This window comes from Microterricola pindariensis, assembly GCF_002936985.1.
GTDB classification, from domain to species: Bacteria; Actinomycetota; Actinomycetes; order Actinomycetales; family Microbacteriaceae; genus Microterricola; species Microterricola pindariensis.
On sequence record NZ_MPZN01000040.1, the window covers coordinates 17,108 to 31,645 of the forward strand.

Consider the following 14,538-nt stretch of genomic DNA (forward strand, 5'->3'; position numbering starts at 1 on the left):
CCATGACAGTGCGCAAACTGGCCGTCATCTCGGCCGGCCTGAGCCAGCCGTCCTCCACCCGGATGCTCGCCGACCACCTGGCCGCGGCGACCGAGTCGCGCCTGCGCGAGCAGGGCTTCGAGGTCGAGGTCACCACCGTCGAGCTGCGCGATGTGGCGGGCGACATCATGAATAACATGCTGACCGGGTTCCCGAGCCCGAAGCTCGAGTCCGTGATCGAGGCGGTGACCGGGGCCGACGGCCTGATCGCCGTCACCCCGATCTTCACCACCAGCTACAGCGGGCTGTTCAAGTCGTTCTTCGACGTGATCGACAACCAGTCGCTCACCGACATGCCCGTCGTGATCGGGGCCACGGCGGGCACGCCGCGGCACTCGCTCGCGCTCGACTACGCGGTGCGCCCGATGTTCACCTACCTGCACGCGGTGGTCGCACCGACCGGCGTGTTCGCGGCGACGGGGGACTGGGGCGAGAGCGCCGACTCGGTCAAGACGCTGCCGAACCGCATCCAGCGGGCGGCCGGCGAGCTGGCCGCGCTGGTGAAGGACTCTGACCGCAGCAGTCAGGTGCGCGACCCGTTCGGCTTCGACTCCGTGATGAGCGGCGTCGGCGGCTTCCAGCCCAGCTAGCGGCGGGCCGACATCCGCCCTGCGCCACTTCGTCGCCCTCCGCGCCACATGATGTGGCGCGGAGGCCCACCACCTGGCGCTGGGCGGATGCCGGCGCGCCGGCGGCCGACCAGGCGCCGGGCAGGTGCGGCGCCAACACACAGATGCCCCCGCACTCCAGTGGAGTGCGGGGGCATCGTCGTTGTGCGTCGGGCGCGGCCTAGCCGCTCTTGCGGCGGAACTCGCGCTGGTGCGCTGCGGAACCCTGGGAGCGGTTCGCCGCTCCCTTGCCGTCGAGGTGGGACTCGCCCTTGCCTCGGCTGGCGGCGTTCTGCTTGCGCTCCAGTGCCTCGCGGAACTTGCGCTTGGTCTCTTCAGCTGCGCTGAGGGCGTTCTCTTCTTCGGAACTCATGCGAACATTCTGCCACGGAGCGCGCAAGATCCGCGGCATCCGGGGCCTGGACAGGCCGCTCTGCTAGAGTGAGCGCGGATGTCTTGTGCCCCAGGGCGCAGGGCATGACAACTGAATAGAGCACCAACGGAGCAGGCTGGCAGGATGCTGGTCCCCTGTGGTGGTATTCCGAGCGCGACACCCTGTACGCAGCGCACGGCGTATTTCTACTGGTGGCCAGTGCAAGCACGCCGCATTTCTTCACGAGAATCGCGATGCGCTGAAATCTGTCTGTTCCCCTGCTCCGATGTTCTACTCGCGCGCCACACGGGCGAGCGAGGCTAAACAAAGGAGATAGACCTCTTGGAAGGTCCAGAAATCACGTTCGCCGAAACCGTTATTGACAACGGCAAGTTCGGAACGCGCACCATCCGCTTCGAGACCGGCCGTCTCGCTCAGCAGGCTCAGGGCTCTGCAGCCGCTTACATCGACGAAGAGACCATGCTTCTCTCGGCGACCTCCGTCAGCAAGCAGCCGAAGGACAACTTCGACTTCTTCCCCCTCACCATCGACGTCGAAGAGCGCATGTACGCCGCGGGCCGCATCCCGGGCTCCTTCTTCCGTCGCGAGGGCCGCCCCTCCACCGAGGCGATCCTCACCTGCCGTCTGATCGACCGGCCGCTGCGCCCGTCGTTCGTCGACGGCCTCCGCAACGAGATCCAGGTCGTCGTGACCGTTCTGGCCATCGAGCCGGACGAGCTCTACGACGTGCTCGCGATCAACGCGGCCTCGATGTCGACCCAGATCGCCGGTCTGCCGTTCTCCGGCCCGATCGGTGGCGTGCGCGTCGCCCTCATCCCCGACGGCGCTGGCTCCGGCCAGTGGGTCGCCTTCCCGAAGCACTCGCAGCTCGCCGACGCCGTGTTCAGCATGGTCGTCGCCGGCCGCGTTGTCACGGATGCCGCTGGCAACGACGACGTCGCGATCATGATGATCGAGGCCGAGGCCACCGACAACGCCTGGGACCTGATCCAGGGCGGCGCCATCAAGCCGAACGAGCAGGTCATCGCCGAGGGCATCGAGGCATCCAAGCCGTTCATCAAGCAGCTCGTCGAGGCCCAGGCCTCTGTCGCGGCCCGTGCCTCCAAGCCGACCGCCGACTTCAAGCTGTTCCCGCCCTACGCCGACGCCGTGTACGAGGCCGTCTCGGCCCTCGCCCACGAGGAGCTCAAGGCCGTCTACCAGATCGCCGACAAGGTCGCGCGTCAGGATGCCGACGACGAGCTCAAGGGCCGCGTCAAGGAGGCCATCGCCGCCAAGGTTGAGGCCGGCGAGCTCGACGCTTCCGCCAACAACCAGGTGGGCGCCGCCTACAAGTCGGTCACCAAGAACGTTGTGCGCACCCGTGTGCTTAACGAGGGTGTCCGCATCGACGGACGCGGCCTGGCCGACATCCGCCCGCTCGACGCCGAGGTTGCTGTCATCCCTCGCGTCCACGGCAGCGCCATCTTCCAGCGCGGCGAGACCCAGATCCTGGGTGTCACCACGCTGAACATGCTGAAGCTCGAGCAGTCGATCGACTCGCTGAGCCCGGTCACCAAGAAGCGCTACATGCACAACTACAACTTCCCGCCCTACTCGACCGGTGAGACCGGCCGTGTTGGTTCGCCGAAGCGTCGCGAGATCGGGCACGGCGCACTCGCCGAGCGCGCCCTCGTCCCGGTTCTGCCGACCCGCGAGGAGTTCCCCTACGCGATCCGCCAGGTGTCTGAGGCTCTCAGCTCCAACGGCTCGACCTCGATGGGCTCCGTCTGCGCCTCGACCCTGTCGCTGCTGAACGCCGGTGTGCCCCTCAAGGCCCCCGTCGCCGGTATCGCCATGGGCCTCATCTCCGACACCGTCGACGGCCAGACCCGCTACGCGGCCCTGACCGACATCCTCGGTGCGGAAGACGCACTCGGCGACATGGACTTCAAGGTTGCCGGCACCAGCGAGTTCGTCACCGCGATCCAGCTCGACACCAAGCTCGACGGCATCCCCGCCTCCGTGCTGAAGGCCGCGCTGACGCAGGCGAAGGATGCCCGCGACACGATCCTCAGCGTTCTGAACGCCGCGATCGACGCCCCCGACGAGATGGCACCGACCGCGCCCCGCGTGATCAGCGTGCAGATCCCCGTCGACAAGATCGGCGAGCTGATCGGCCCGAAGGGCAAGACGATCAACGCCATCCAGGACGAGACCGGCGCCGACATCTCGATCGAGGAAGACGGCACCGTGTACATCGGCGCCGTCGACGGCCCCTCGGCCGAGGCCGCCCGTGCCCAGGTCAACGCCATCGCGAACCCGACCAACCCCGAGGTTGGCGAGCAGTTCCTCGGAACCGTCGTGAAGATCGCCACCTTCGGTGCGTTCGTCTCGCTGCTCCCGGGCAAGGACGGCCTGCTGCACATCTCCGAGGTGCGCAAGCTCGCCGGTGGCAAGCGCGTTGAGAACGTCGAAGACGTGCTCGGCGTCGGCCAGAAGATCCTCGTCGCGATCACCAAGATCGACGACCGCGGCAAGCTCTCGCTCGAGCCTGTCGTCGTCGACGAGGCCGCTGACAGCGAAGGCCGTGGCCACGAGGCCGCGCACTCCGAGGCCCCCGCAGAGGGCTCTGCCGAATAAGCAGTCGCACCCTGTCGCACACGGATGCCCGTCTCCCCAGTGGAGGCGGGCATCCGTCGTTTCACACCGGCCCGCAAAGCCAGTGGCAGCACCGACGTGGAGCGCGTTCGCCCGGCGTAGCATCCGGCGCATGTTGAACACAACTCAGTTGAAGGTGCGAGCGCTCTCGGGCGCAAGCATCGTGGCCTTGATCCTCGGTGGGGCGGTGGCCGGCGTCGCATCCGCCGCCGTCGCCGCCCCGCACTCTGGCGTGTCCGCAACGAGTCTCGCCCAGCCAGGCAGCAGCGTAGGCGCCGGCAGTGGCCTCGATCGGTGGTCGCCCCGCACGCCCCAGGCCTACCTGGCAATCGGCGACTCGTTCACGGCAGGCCAGGGTGCGCCGCCCTATTCCTCCGAGACCTGTAAGCAGAGCAAATGGGCGGGCTACCCGCGCATCGCTGCCGCAGCCAGTCTCGGCGCCTACAAGCTGACCGCCAACAACGCCTGTTCCGGCGCACGCATCGCCGACGTTCCCGCCCAGCTCGCGGGAGCCGACCCGGCGACGGCGCTGGTCACGCTCACGGTCGGCGGGATCGACGCCGGTTCGAACGGGGTGCTGGCGGCCTGCGCCGCCGGGCCGGACACCGATCAGTGCCGGGCCGCCATCGCGGCGAGCACCGCCGCGATCGCCGCGCTCGGCCCGCAACTCGTCGGCCTGTACAACCAGCTCGCCGCGACCCTGCCCGACGCGCGCATCGTCGTGCTCAACTACCCGCGCCTGTTCAAGCCCGGCGCCGCCCCGCTCGGCGAGCTGGTCAACGCCGGCACCGATGCACTCAACGCCGTGATCGCCGGCGCCGTCGCGGCCACGGGCAACCCGAAGGTCACACTCGTGAACGTGACGGACGAGTTCGCCGGGCATGCCATCGGCGACAAGCTGCCCTACATCGGGTTCAACCCGGCCGACGTCACGGCCGCGGCGAACTTCCACCCGAACGCGCTCGGCAACCTGCTCGGCTACACGCGGGCCCTCGTCAGCGACGGGGTGCTGCGCCGTTAGAGCGTCGCCCCGCCGTCGCCCTCGATGAGCGGCAGCACCCGGTACGGGATCAGCTCGCTCATCGAGAGCGAGGTGGCGGTGCGCTCGACGCCGTCGATCGCCAGGATCGTCGCGTCGATGTGGAACAGGTCCTCGGCGTCGGAGCAGACCACCCGCACCAGCAGGTCGGCCTGCCCGCTCATGCCGTGGGCCTCCAAGACCTGCGGGATCCGGGCCAGTTGGGCGATGATCGCGCCGATCTGGCGCTGCTGCAGGTTCACCTCGATGAACGCGGTCAGCGGGTAGCCGAGGGCGGCCGGGTTGATGCAGCGCTCGAACGGCAGGAAGACGCGGGAATGCTCCAGCCGGTTCATCCGCGCCTGCACCGTGTTGCGCGAGACGCCCAGCCGATCGGCGAGCGCGACGAAGGTGCTGCGCGGTTCGGCGCTGAGCGCCTGGAGGAGCTGCTTGTCTGTGCCGTCGACGGTGTTCATGGCCAGACAGTAGCAGGAGCCCGGTGCGAACAATAGGGCGCAGCGCGGGACGATGCAGAAGAGTCGGCGGAACGCGGCGCCGTGCGCATTTGTGAACTGTTTGCGTGCTTTCTAGTGCACACTGCACGGTCAAAATCCGATCGATTGTGCTTGCTGTGCCCCACGCGTAGGGTCGCGGTATCTCCGGCAGTGTGGCCGGGGAGGCTCGCACCGGCCACAAGCCCGTGCGTTCCAGACCGTGACCGAACGGAGTGCGCGTCATGCTGCAGACTCAAACACCGGCCCACTTTGCTGGCCGCGAATCCTCAACACAGACGGATGCCACCGAGCAGGCGAGCCTGGCCCGGATGCTCGCCCCGAGCGGCGAGCGGCTGCCGAACGCCGAGCTGGACCCGTGGGTCGCCGAGCTGGACGCCGCGGCCATCGGCGCGCTGTACCAGGACATGGCGATCATCCGCCGGCTGGACGCGGAGGGCACCGCCCTGCAGCGTCAGGGCCAGATCGCCCTCTGGCCGCCGCTCCTCGGCCAGGAGGCCGCCCAGATCGGCTCGGCCCGGGCGCTGCGCAGCGACGACTTCGTCTTCTCCAGCTACCGCGAGATGGGCGTGGTGTGGGCGCGCGGGGTGCGGCCGTCCCAGCTCAACCGGGTGTGGCGGGGCGTCACCGCCTCCGGCTGGGACCCCTACGAGGCGCACATGGCCCCGCTGCAGGTCATCATCGGTGCGCAGACGCTGCACGCGACGGGCTACGCGCTCGGCATCCAGAACGACGGCGCCGACGCCGCGGCCGTGGCCTACTTCGGCGACGGGGCCACCAGCCAGGGCGATGTGAACGAGGCAATGGTGTTCGCCGCCAGCTTCCAGACCCCCGTCGTGTTCTTCTGCCAGAACAACCACTGGGCGATCTCCGAGCCGGTCGGGCTGCAGGCGAACCGGCCGATCGCCGACCGGGCGCCCGGGTTCGGCATCCCCAGCATGCGCGTCGACGGAAACGACGTTCTCGCCGTGCTGGCCGCCACCCGCATCGCCCTGGACCGGGCGCGCACCGGCGGCGGTCCCAGCTTCATCGAGGCCGTCACCTACCGGATGGGCCCGCACACGACGGCCGACGACCCCCGCAAATACCGCGACCCGGCCGAGCTGGAGCTCTGGGCCGGCCGTGACCCGCTGGCCAGAGTGGAGGCGTTCCTGCGCAATCAGGGCGCGTTCACCGCACAGTTCGAGCAGCAGGTGGCGGAGGCCACGGATGCCGCCGCAGCCGAGGTGCGCGCCGAGACCATCGCCATCCCCGACCCGGACCCGATGGAGCTCTTCGACCACGTCTACGCCGAGCCGCACACCGGGCTCGCCCGTGAGCGGTCGGACTACCTCCGCTACCTGTCGCAGTTCGAGGATCCCGCAGCGCCGGGGCAGCCGCAGCAGGCCGGCCAGACGGGAGGCGCGCGATGACCGTGATGACCCTGGCCGGCGCCATCAACGCCGGGCTGCGCGCCGCCCTCGCCGCCGACCCAAAGACCCTGCTGATGGGCGAGGACATCGGCGCCCTCGGCGGCGTGTACCGAGTGACCGACGGCCTGCAGGCCGAGTTCGGGCCGCGCCGCGTCGTCGACACCCCGCTCGCCGAGTCCGGCATCCTCGGCACCGCCGTCGGCCTCGGCTACCGCGGGTACCGGCCCGTCGTCGAGATCCAGTTCGACGGCTTCATCTACCCGGCCTTCGACCAGATCGTCAGCCAGGTCTCCCGCACCCACGCCCGCACCCGGGGCGCGGTCACCCTGCCGATCACCATCCGGGTGCCGTTCGGCGGCGGCATCGGCTCCGCCGAGCACCACTCCGAGTCGCCGGAGGCGTACTTCGCGCACACGCCGGGACTCCGCGTCATCAGCCCGTCCACCCCGCAGGACGCCTTCACCATGATCCAGCAGGCCATCGCCTGCCCCGACCCGGTGCTGTTCTTCGAGCCGAAGCGGCGCTACCACGTCAAGGGCGAGGTCGACGTGGAGCGGCCGCTCGCCGACGCCGCGCCGATGGGCGGGGCGCACGTGGTCGTGGCCGGCAGCGACGTCACCCTGCTCGCCTACGGGCCGTTGGTGGCGACGGCGACGGATGCCGCAACGGCGGCCCGCGCCGAGGGCATCTCCATCGAGGTCATCGACCTGCGGAGCCTCGCCCCCTTGGACCTGGACACGCTGGCGGCCTCCGTGCAGAAGACGGGTCGCCTCGTCGTCACCCACGAGGCGCCGGGATTCGGCGGCCTGGGTGCCGAGATCGTGGCCAGCCTGACCGAGCGCTGCTTCGACTACCTCGAGCACGCCCCGGTGCGCGTGACGGGTTTCGGCGTGCCGTACCCGCCGGCCAAACTGGAGCGGCACTACCTGCCTGACCTGGACCGAATCCTCGACGGGGTCGACCGGGCGCTCGGCCGGCTCGGCGCCGCCGCCGCCCCCACCGTTCCGGCGCGGGGCGCGGAGGTGGCCCAGTGAGCGAGATCCGCACCTTCCTGCTGCCCGACCTCGGCGAGGGGCTCACCGAGTCCGAGGTGGTGAGCTGGCGCATCGCCGTCGGCGACACCGTCACCCTCAACCAGATCATCGCCGAGGTGGAGACGGCCAAGGCCATCGTCGAGCTGCCGGCACCCTACGCCGGCATCATCTCCCGCATCTACGCCGAAGCGGGCGTCACCGTCAACGTCGGCCAGCCGCTGCTCGACGTCGAGGTGGCGGCTGTCGGCGGGGTGAGGGGCGGCGCAGCGAAGGACGGCGGGTCGGATGACGGCCGGGCGGATGCCGCGGACGGCGAGCCCACGATGCCCATCGCCGTGAGCGGGACCGGCGAGGCCGTGCGAAACGGCGCGGCGCCAGCCGACGCCAGCGCGGACGCCACCGCCGACGCCATCGGCGACCCGCAGCCGGAGAACCTCGTCGGCTACGGGGCGCCGAGCGAGCCGGGCGGCGGACCGGTGCGCCGGGCCAGACGCCGTCTGGAGACGGAGGCGATCCCCATCGTCAGCGCCGACGGCGTGTTCCGCAGCAGCGACGCGGAGCGGGCGCGCTCCACCCCGCCCGTGCGCAAGCTCGCGCACGAGCTCGGCATCGACCTGGAGCAGCTGCCGGGCAGCGGCGAGGGCGGCGCCATCACCCGCGCCGACGTCGAGGCGGCCTTCGCCGGGCGTTTCGAGGGCCAATCCGGCCCGGGCGCGGCCGGACCTGCGGCGTCCGGCGGGGCGGCATCCGCGGCCACGCCGGCAGGCGCACCCGCAGACCGGGGCACCGGGTCGGGCCCGGCCGGAGCCGGAGCGCCCCAGCAGGCGGAGACCCGCATCCCGATCCACGGCGTGCGTAAGCACACCGCGGCGGCCATGGTGCAGAGCGCGTTCACCGCGCCGCACGTGAGCTGCTTCCTCACCGTCGACGTCTCCCGCAGCCTGGAGCTACTCGAGGAGCTGAAGGCGGGGTGGGGCAGGGGCCTCCCGCCGGGCGCCGCCCGCCCCGGCATCCTCGCCCTCGTCGCGCAGGCCGTCTGCATCGCCCTGCGCCGCACCCCGGAGCTCAACGCCCACTGGGACGAGGAGGCCCAAGAGATCGTGCTCTACCGCGCCGTGCACCTCGGCATCGCCGCCGCCACGGCGCGCGGCCTGATCGTGCCGGTCATCGCCGACGCGCAGGCGCTCGGCCTGGACGGGCTCGCCGAGGCCATCGCCGAGGCGGGCGCGGCGGCCCGGGCGGGCACGACGACGCCGGCTGCCCTCCGTGGCGGCACCTTCAGCATCAGCAACATCGGCGTCTTCGGCATCGATGCGGGCACCCCCATCCTCCCCCCGGGACAGACCGGCATCCTGGCCCTCGGCGCGCTGCGCCGGGAGCCCAGGGAGTGGCAGGGGCAGATCGCCCTCCGCGACGTGGTCACCCTCAGCCTCAGCTTCGACCACCGCGTCGTCGACGGCGAGCAGGGCGCCCAGTTCCTGCGCGACGTCGGGGCGATCCTGAACAATCCCGGCCGTGTTCTCGGCATGCTGTGAACCCGCACTGACTATGGTTGGATCACGTTCCGGCGAGGCAACGCCCCGCCGCCTGTCGAGGGGGAGGGCGCGATGAGCGGTCTGCACGATCCGGATGCCGCCGCCGCGCGCATCCCCGCGGACACCGGCGCCGGGATCTCGGTGCTGCACAGCCGCATCGACCCGCAGGGGCCGCAGTTCCTGGCGAACGACACGGCGCAGCGCGCCCTCGTCGCCGCGCTCAACGCGGCGCTCGCCCACGCCGGCCGGGGCGGGCCGGAGGGTTCCCGGCAGCGGCACACGGCGCGCGGGAAACTGCTGCCGCGCGAGCGCATCGACCGGCTGCTCGACCCGGGCAGCCCGTTCTTGGAGGTCGCCCCGCTCGCCGCCCACGAGCTGTACGGCGGGGAGGCGCCGGCCGCCGGCGTCATCGCCGGCATCGGGCTCGTGCACGGCCGCCCGGTCATGGTGATCTGCAACGACCCCACCGTCAAGGGCGGGAGCTACTTCCCGCTCACCGTCAAGAAGCACCTCCGGGCCCAGGAGATCGCGCTCGAGAACCGGCTGCCCTGCATCGCGCTCGTCGACTCCGGCGGCGCCTACCTGCCGATGCAGGACGAGGTATTCCCCGATCGCGAGCACTTCGGACGCATCTTCTACAACCAGGCCAGGATGTCGGCCGCCCGCGTCGCGCAGATCGCCGCCGTGCTCGGCTCCTGCACCGCCGGCGGCGCCTACGTCCCGGCGATGAGCGACGAGACCGTGATCGTGCGCGGCCAGGGCACCATCTTCCTCGGCGGGCCGCCGCTCGTTCGGGCCGCGATCGGCGAGGTCGTCACCGCCGAGGAGCTCGGCGGCGGCGAGCTCCACTCCCGCGTCTCCGGGGTCACCGACCACCTGGCCGAGAACGACGCCCACGCCCTGGAGATCGTGCGGGAGATCGTGGCGACGCTGCCCCCGCCGGCCGAGCCGGCCTGGGCGCTCGCCGCCGGCCTCCCACCGCTGGCGGACGAGTCCGAGCTGTACGGGGTGGTGCCCGTCGACGTGCAGGCCGACTATGACGTGCGCGAGGTGATCGCCCGGCTCGTCGACGGCAGCGCACTGCACGAGTTCAAGCGCGAGTACGGCGCCACGCTGGTCACCGGCTTCGCGCACATCCACGGCCACCCGGTCGGCGTCATCGCCAACAACGGCGTGCTGTTCAGCGAGTCGGCCGAGAAGGGCGCCCACTTCATCGAGCTCTGCGACCAGCGCGGCATCCCGCTGTTGTTCCTGCAGAACATCTCCGGCTTCATGGTCGGCCGCGACGCGGAGGCCGGCGGCATCGCCAAACACGGGGCGAAGATGGTGACCGCGGTGGCCACCACCCGGGTGCCCAAGCTCACCGTCGTCATCGGCGGCTCCTTCGGCGCGGGCAACTACTCCATGTGCGGGCGGGCCTACTCGCCGCGCTTCCTCTGGATGTGGCCGGGCGCCCGCATCTCGGTGATGGGCGGGGAGCAGGCGTCCGCTGTGCTCGCCACCGTCAAGCGGGAACAGTACGAGGCCCGCGACGAGGAGTGGCCGGCCGAGGAGGAGGCGGCGTTCCGCGCGCCGATCCGGGAGCGCTACGAAAGTCAGGGCAGCCCGTACTACTCCACCGCCCGGCTCTGGGACGACGGCATCATCGACCCCGCCGACACCCGCCGGGTGCTCGGCATGGCCCTCGACGTGTGCAGCAGAACCCCGCTGCCCGAGCCGGCTTTCGGCCTCTTCCGGATGTGAGGCGGATGACGATGCTCCCGACCACAGGAGAAACGACCCGGGCAGGGCAGATCCCGCTTCCGGATGTGAGGCGGATGACGATGCTCCCGACCACACGAAAAACGACCCGGGCAGGGCAGATCCCGCTTCCGGATGTGAGGCGAGGATGAGTGTAGAGATGAACATCGGGCATGCCACGTCGGCCCTGCCCCCGTTCCGCCGGGTGCTCGTCGCCAACCGCGGCGAGATCGCCTGCCGGGTGATCGGCACGCTGCGGCGGCTGGGCATCGAGGCGGTCGCCGTGTACAGCGACGCCGACCGCGGCGCCAAGCATGTCGCCCTGGCCGACCTCGCGCTCCGCATCGGGCCGGCCCCCGCGGCCGAGAGTTACCTCAACGTCGACGCGGTGATAGCGGCCGTGCGCGCGAGCGGCGCGGATGCCGTGCACCCCGGCTACGGCTTCCTCTCCGAGAGCCCGCTGCTGGCCGCCGCCTGTGCCGAGGCCGGCGTCGTCTTCGTCGGCCCGGGGGAGCAGGCGCTCCGCGTGATGGGCGACAAGATCCGCTCCAAACGACACGTGGCCGGGCACGGGGTGCCGGTGACACCCGGCAGCGAGGCCCACGGCAGCGAGGGCGGCGTCGACTCCACGGATGACGCCGCGCTGGCGGCATCCGCGGAGCTGCTCGGCTACCCGGTGCTGATCAAGCCATCGGCGGGCGGCGGCGGCAAGGGCATGCAGCTCGTCGACAGCCCCGAGGCGCTGCCCGCCGCGCTGGCCTCCGCCCGGCGCACCGCCCGCGCCGCGTTCGGCGACGACACCCTGTTCCTGGAGAAGTTCATCCAGCGCCCCCGGCACATCGAGGTGCAGCTGCTGGCCGACGGGGCCGGCCACACCGTGCACCTCGGCGAGCGGGAGTGCTCGCTGCAGCGCCGGCAGCAGAAGGTGGTCGAGGAGGCGCCGTCGCCGCTGCTGGACGCCGCCACCCGGGCCCGCATCGGCGAGGCGGCCTGCGCGGTCGCCCGCAGCGTCGGCTATGTGGGGGCTGGCACCGTGGAGTTCCTCATCTCGGATGCCGCGCCGGATCAGTTCTACTTCATGGAGATGAACACCAGGCTGCAGGTGGAGCACCCCGTCACCGAGCTCGTCACCGGCATCGACATCGTCGAGTGGCAGCTGCGCGTGGCCGCCGGGCAGGAGCTGCCGTGGAGCCAGGAGCAGATCCGGTTGGACGGGCATGCGGTGGAGGCGCGCATCTACGCCGAGGACCCGGACAGCGACTTCCTGCCCACCAGCGGGCGGGTGCTGGCGCTCGCCGAGGCGCACGGCCCCGGGGTGCGGGTGGACAGCTCGCTCCTGCCGGGCGGGGAGATCGGCTCCCACTACGACCCGATGCTCGCCAAGGTGATCGCCTGGGGCCCCGACCGGGCCAGCGCGCTCGCCCGGCTCGACGCCGCCCTGGCGCACACCGTCATCCTCGGCGTCGACACCAACCTCGCCTTCCTGCGCGGACTGCTCGCCGACCCCGCCGTGCAGGGGGGCGCGCTGGACACCGGGCTGATCGCCCGGCACCTGGAGATCCAGGCTGCGGCCACGCCCGACGCCGCTTCGGCGGCCCCGTCGCTGCTCGGCGAGATGCTCGCCGTCGCCGGGGCCCTGCTGCACGCGGAGGCACCAGCTGCGGCCGACTCGCCCTGGGGGGACCGCTCGGGCTGGCGCACCGGGGGAGCGGCGGCCACCCGCCCCGCGACCCGGCTCGTCCGACACCGGGGGACGCACAGGGGAGAGCAGACGGAGACTGTCTTTGAGCTCCGCTCGCTCCCAGGGGTGGGGGGACCCGGCAGCCTGAGCGTCTCCGTGCAGGAGCGCGGCGCGGACGAAGCCTGCCCAGCCGTGCACGCGGTGAGCTGTGATCCGGCCGCCACGACCCTGAACCGTGCCACCGGCGTGCACGTCGGGATCGCCGTCGACGGAGTGCAGCGTCGCTGGAGCTGGGCCCGCGACGGCGAGGACCTCCTGCTCTCGGCGGAGGGGGAGTCCACCCGGTTCACCGTGGTCAGCCGGGAGGCGGAGCTGCAGGGCGAGCTGGCGCGGATCCTGGCCGCCCGGGCCGAGCGCGAGGGCGGCGTGGCGGCGAGCCCCGAGTTGCGCACGCCGACGCCCGGCACCGTGGTGCAGCTGCACGCGGCATCCGGTGACGCAGTGGACGTCGGAGCCCCGATCGCCACCGTGGAGGCCATGAAGATGGAGCACCAGGTGACGGCGAGCGTCGCCGGCACCCTGCGGCTGCACGTGCGCCTGGGCGATGCGCTGCGCCGCGACCAACTGCTCGCCTCCATCGACGCGCAGGCACCGGGCCAACGACAGGGGATCGGCAATGAGTGACGGAAAGAGCTCGGCCAGGGAGCCAGGCAGGGAAATCGTGCAGCGCGGGCTGTTCTACGAGGAGTTCGAGCTGGGCACGCGCTACCTGCACCGGCCGGGTCGCACCATCGGCGAGGCCGACAACGTGCTCTTCAGCAGCCTCACCATGAACACGCAGGCACTCCACCTGGATGCCGCGTTCGCCGCCGGGCAGCCGTTCGGCCAACGGCTGGTCAACTCGATGCTCACCCTGGCGACGCTCGTCGGCGCCTCGGTCGCCCAGCTCACCCAGGGCACCCTCGTCGCGAACCTCGGCTTCGGCGCCGTCGCATTCCCGCTGCCGCTGTTCCACGGGGACACGCTCTACGCCGAGACGCTGGTGAGCGCCAAGCGGCTGTCCGCGTCCCGCCCGGGGCAGGGCATCGTCACGCTCGAGCACACGGGGCGCAATCAGCGCGGCGACGTGGTGGCGACCGCCAGCCGCACCACCCTCGTCTGGTGCATCGACGCCGCCGGGGCGGGGCAGGCGCCGTGACGGGCGGCGTCGACCTCGGCCGCACCGGCCCGGCCCTGCTGTTCTGCCCGGCCGACCGGCCTGACCGGTTCGCGAAGGCGGCCGAGCGGGCGGATGCCGTCATCCTCGACCTGGAGGACGCCGTGCTGCCCGCGGAGCGCCCGGCCGCCCGCGCCGCGCTGGCCGCGCACCCGCTGGACCCCGCCCGCACCGTCGTCCGCGTCAACCCGCACGGCTCGTCCGACCACACCCTCGACGTCGAGGCGGCGCTCGCCGCCGGCTACCGCACGCTGATGCTCGCCAAGGCGGAGTCACCGGCCGCGGTGCGCGCCATCGAGGCGCTCGCCGCGGCATCCGGCAGCCCACGGATCGGGGTCATCGCGCTCTGCGAGACGGCCGCCGGGGTGTTGGCCGCCCCACAACTGGCCGCAGAGGCCTCCGTCACGGCGCTGATGTGGGGAGCGGAGGATTTGCTGGCCTCGCTCGGCGGCAGCTCCAGCCGGTACCCGGACGGGCGCTACCGGGATGTCGCGCGGCACGCCCGCTCCGCCGTGCTGCTGGCGGCGGCCGCCCACGGCACGGCGGCGATCGACACCGTCCACCTCGTCATCGACGACGAGTCGGGCCTGGCCGCAGAGGCCCGGGATGCCGCGGCCAGCGGATTCCAGGCGACGGCCTGCATCCACCCCACCCAGGTCGAGGTGATCCGCGCTGCGTACCGGCCGAGCCCCGAGCAGCTGAGCGCGGC

The 14,538-nt window shown here is 71.7% G+C and carries 12 protein-coding genes; 10 read left to right on the plus strand and 2 right to left on the minus strand.

Annotation, left to right across the window (positions count from 1 at the left end):
* Nucleotides 1-2 precede the first annotated feature (2 nt).
* Nucleotides 3-629, plus strand: coding sequence for an FMN reductase (locus GY24_RS11905; protein ID WP_104476032.1), 627 nt, complete (start codon nucleotides 3-5; stop codon nucleotides 627-629).
* Between the two features lie 199 nt (nucleotides 630-828).
* Here GY24_RS11905 and GY24_RS11910 read toward each other — a convergent pair whose 3' ends face one another.
* Nucleotides 829-1,020, minus strand: a complete 192-nt coding sequence (locus GY24_RS11910; protein WP_083364505.1) for a DUF5302 domain-containing protein — start codon at nucleotides 1,018-1,020, stop codon at nucleotides 829-831.
* Nucleotides 1,021-1,362: 342 nt separating this feature from the next.
* On the opposite strand from GY24_RS11910, the gene GY24_RS11915 reads away from it, so the two are divergent.
* Nucleotides 1,363-3,663: a polyribonucleotide nucleotidyltransferase gene (locus GY24_RS11915; protein ID WP_104476035.1), complete on the plus strand. Its 2,301-nt coding sequence runs from the start codon at nucleotides 1,363-1,365 to the stop codon at nucleotides 3,661-3,663.
* 130 nt (nucleotides 3,664-3,793) lie between these two features.
* Entirely contained in the window at nucleotides 3,794-4,702 is a 909-nt protein-coding gene (locus GY24_RS11920; RefSeq protein WP_104476037.1) for an SGNH/GDSL hydrolase family protein, read from the plus strand.
* Here the strand turns inward: GY24_RS11920 and GY24_RS11925 are convergent.
* The gene (locus GY24_RS11925; protein ID WP_104476040.1) at nucleotides 4,699-5,175 is read right to left on the minus strand and encodes an Lrp/AsnC family transcriptional regulator; all 477 of its coding nucleotides are present in this window, start codon (nucleotides 5,173-5,175) and stop codon (nucleotides 4,699-4,701) included. The two genes, GY24_RS11920 and GY24_RS11925, sit on opposite strands and share 4 nt — an antisense overlap.
* A gap of 260 nt (nucleotides 5,176-5,435) precedes the next feature.
* Here GY24_RS11925 and pdhA point away from each other — a divergent pair, with 260 nt between their 5' ends.
* The 7 genes from pdhA to GY24_RS11960 form a co-directional block, all read left to right on the plus strand.
* A complete protein-coding gene (gene pdhA, locus GY24_RS11930; RefSeq protein ID WP_104476061.1) occupies nucleotides 5,436-6,623 on the plus strand; it encodes a pyruvate dehydrogenase (acetyl-transferring) E1 component subunit alpha in 1,188 nt (395 codons plus the stop codon).
* The gene (locus GY24_RS11935) at nucleotides 6,620-7,657 is read left to right on the plus strand and encodes an alpha-ketoacid dehydrogenase subunit beta (protein WP_104476042.1); all 1,038 of its coding nucleotides are present in this window, start codon (nucleotides 6,620-6,622) and stop codon (nucleotides 7,655-7,657) included. Before pdhA ends, GY24_RS11935 begins: the two co-directional genes overlap by 4 nt.
* Nucleotides 7,654-9,192: a dihydrolipoamide acetyltransferase family protein gene (locus GY24_RS11940; RefSeq protein ID WP_104476044.1), complete on the plus strand. Its 1,539-nt coding sequence runs from the start codon at nucleotides 7,654-7,656 to the stop codon at nucleotides 9,190-9,192. The genes GY24_RS11935 and GY24_RS11940 overlap by 4 nt, the downstream gene beginning before the upstream one ends.
* A gap of 72 nt (nucleotides 9,193-9,264) precedes the next feature.
* Nucleotides 9,265-10,935, plus strand: a complete 1,671-nt coding sequence (locus GY24_RS11945) for a carboxyl transferase domain-containing protein (protein WP_407662182.1) — start codon at nucleotides 9,265-9,267, stop codon at nucleotides 10,933-10,935.
* A gap of 157 nt (nucleotides 10,936-11,092) precedes the next feature.
* Nucleotides 11,093-13,297 carry an acetyl/propionyl/methylcrotonyl-CoA carboxylase subunit alpha gene (locus GY24_RS11950; RefSeq protein WP_104476047.1) on the plus strand — a complete coding sequence of 735 codons (2,205 nt, stop codon included), beginning with the start codon at nucleotides 11,093-11,095 and terminating at the stop codon, nucleotides 13,295-13,297.
* Nucleotides 13,290-13,811, plus strand: a complete 522-nt coding sequence (locus GY24_RS11955; protein ID WP_104476050.1) for a MaoC family dehydratase — start codon at nucleotides 13,290-13,292, stop codon at nucleotides 13,809-13,811. The genes GY24_RS11950 and GY24_RS11955 overlap by 8 nt, the downstream gene beginning before the upstream one ends.
* Nucleotides 13,808-14,538 (plus strand): HpcH/HpaI aldolase/citrate lyase family protein (locus GY24_RS11960; protein WP_104476052.1); only part of this gene is annotated, 731 nt, incomplete at its 3' end. The genes GY24_RS11955 and GY24_RS11960, both read left to right, overlap by 4 nt.

Bases quoted from the DNA above. Each gene is read 5' to 3' on its own strand.
- GY24_RS11920 (WP_104476037.1), top strand. From the start codon at position 3,794: ATGTTGAACACAACTCAGTTGAAGGTGCGAGCGCTCTCGGGCGCAAGC.
- GY24_RS11910 (WP_083364505.1), bottom strand. From the start codon at position 1,020: ATGAGTTCCGAAGAAGAGAACGCCCTCAGCGCAGCTGAAGAGACCAAG.
- GY24_RS11950 (WP_104476047.1), top strand. From the start codon at position 11,093: ATGAACATCGGGCATGCCACGTCGGCCCTGCCCCCGTTCCGCCGGGTG.
- pdhA (WP_104476061.1), top strand. From the start codon at position 5,436: ATGCTGCAGACTCAAACACCGGCCCACTTTGCTGGCCGCGAATCCTCA.
- GY24_RS11935 (WP_104476042.1), top strand. From the start codon at position 6,620: ATGACCGTGATGACCCTGGCCGGCGCCATCAACGCCGGGCTGCGCGCC.
- GY24_RS11955 (WP_104476050.1), top strand. From the start codon at position 13,290: ATGAGTGACGGAAAGAGCTCGGCCAGGGAGCCAGGCAGGGAAATCGTG.
- GY24_RS11925 (WP_104476040.1), bottom strand. From the start codon at position 5,175: ATGAACACCGTCGACGGCACAGACAAGCAGCTCCTCCAGGCGCTCAGC.
- GY24_RS11945 (WP_407662182.1), top strand. From the start codon at position 9,265: ATGAGCGGTCTGCACGATCCGGATGCCGCCGCCGCGCGCATCCCCGCG.
- GY24_RS11905 (WP_104476032.1), top strand. From the start codon at position 3: ATGACAGTGCGCAAACTGGCCGTCATCTCGGCCGGCCTGAGCCAGCCG.